Origin of the sequence: Bacillus sp. RC251, assembly GCF_044908765.1 — a bacterium.
GTDB classification, from domain to species: Bacteria; Bacillota; Bacilli; order Bacillales; family Bacillaceae_G; genus Bacillus_A; species Bacillus_A wiedmannii.
In genome coordinates, this window is the sequence record NZ_JBIYDP010000034.1 from 1 (window position 1) to 1,659 (window position 1,659).

The following is a 1,659-nucleotide window of genomic DNA, read 5'->3' on the forward strand; positions in this document are numbered from 1 at the left end:
AAGAACTACTCGGTCGCTCATTTGCGACTCCCTTATGTTAACATTTTCAACTTTCAATGTCAACTAAGTTTTTCATTTCGTTTGCCGTGTTCTGCTTTATTGCATCGGCGACTTGTTCTATATTACACCTCTATAGCCTAATCGTCAACACCTTTTATTCAATTAATAATAAAAATAATTCCAAAGTTATTTTTATTATTAGTTTCAGTTATTTAATTCCTCTCATTCAATGAAAATAATGAAAAGGACATCCTATTACATACAAAGCGTCCTTTCCATTAAACATTATATACATGCTCTTATAAACTTTAACATTCTTCATTCTCTTTAATATTTTGATCGTCTGATATAAATAAATCAATTAGTTTACGTTTATCCGCCCATATCACTCCAAATAAAACTAAGCTGCCACCTATTCCTATTCTCCACGTTAAAGATTCATTTAATAGAACAATTGAAGCAACTATACTTATTAACGGTAACGCATTTAAATATAATCCACTTACTGATGCCGAGACTGTCTCTAATGCTCTATTCCAAAACCAATACGCTAAAATTGTTGCCCCAATAACAAGATATATTACACTAACCCCTGTCTTCCATGTTTCGATTTTTGGAAAACCATAATAAAAAGTTTCTGCCATTGCAAATGGTAATAGAATAACAGCTCCAATAATTAAAGTTAATGTTGTAAAAACCTTGTTTGATAGATACTGTTCTTGTTTTGGTCGTTTCAGCAATACTGTATAGAAAGCAAATAAGAACGTACTTAATAAAATAAGGATATCTCCTATTAAAGATACTTCTTGATCGACATTACTAGATGGAATTGTAATAAGAAGTACTCCGATAGCCCCCAATACAATACCGATCCAATAATTAAGCCGAATTTTTTCTTTCAAAAAGAACGCCGAAAAAAGAATTGTAACTAAAGGTAAAGCAGCATCAATAATACTAACATGCAATCCACTTGTTAAAGAAATACCGTAGGATGTGAACATAAAGTACCCAGATACGCCAGTAAAAGATAGTAAACTCATTCTTTTCCACGGGACCTGTTTATGTACAACTGATCTTTTTAATTGTTTAAATGAGAATAGTAAACAGATTCCACCAGCTAAGAAAAGGCGAATAAATAACAAAGTAAATGGCTGAATAGATTCTAATGCCCACTTTGTTGGCGCAATGGCTGTCCCCCATAATATAACAGCCACTAATAACATGCATATTTCTTTCATAATCCCCCACACCCATCAAAAAATATATGTTAACTATCTTAATTATAGATTTTTTCTTATGTAAAATCCTTTAAAAATGAAAAACCGTTATGTGAAAAACAACTAAATAGCTATTTTCCACATAACGGTTTCATATAAAAAGTAAAATATTTTAGTCATTCCACGACTCAATTAATACAAAAAGGTAATTCTTACCTTAACCTAACATTTAAATGTATTACTTTATTATCTTTTATGGCATTATCGTTCAAAATTCATTTTAAACAGTCTCTATTTCATCTTTTTTCTTCTTTAGCGTCATTCAATTTATGGATTATGACATTTAGTAAATAAAAATAAATACAAAAAAACCTAAGTCGAATCGACTTAGGTTTTTGCTTGGCGACGTCCTACTCTCACAGGGACAAGGTCCCAACTACCA

The 1,659-nt window shown here is 31.1% G+C and carries 1 protein-coding gene; it reads right to left on the bottom strand.

Going from position 1 to position 1,659, the window contains the following annotated elements; all coding sequences use genetic code 11:
- Positions 1-308 precede the first annotated feature (308 nt).
- Entirely contained in the window at positions 309-1,238 is a 930-nt protein-coding gene (locus ABH961_RS30015) for a DMT family transporter (RefSeq protein WP_142330344.1), read from the bottom strand.
- Positions 1,239-1,659: the final 421 nt, after the last annotated feature.

Excerpts from the sequence above, each read along its gene's own strand:
- ABH961_RS30015 (WP_142330344.1), bottom strand. The coding sequence starts at position 1,238 with ATGAAAGAAATATGCATGTTATTAGTGGCTGTTATATTATGGGGGACA.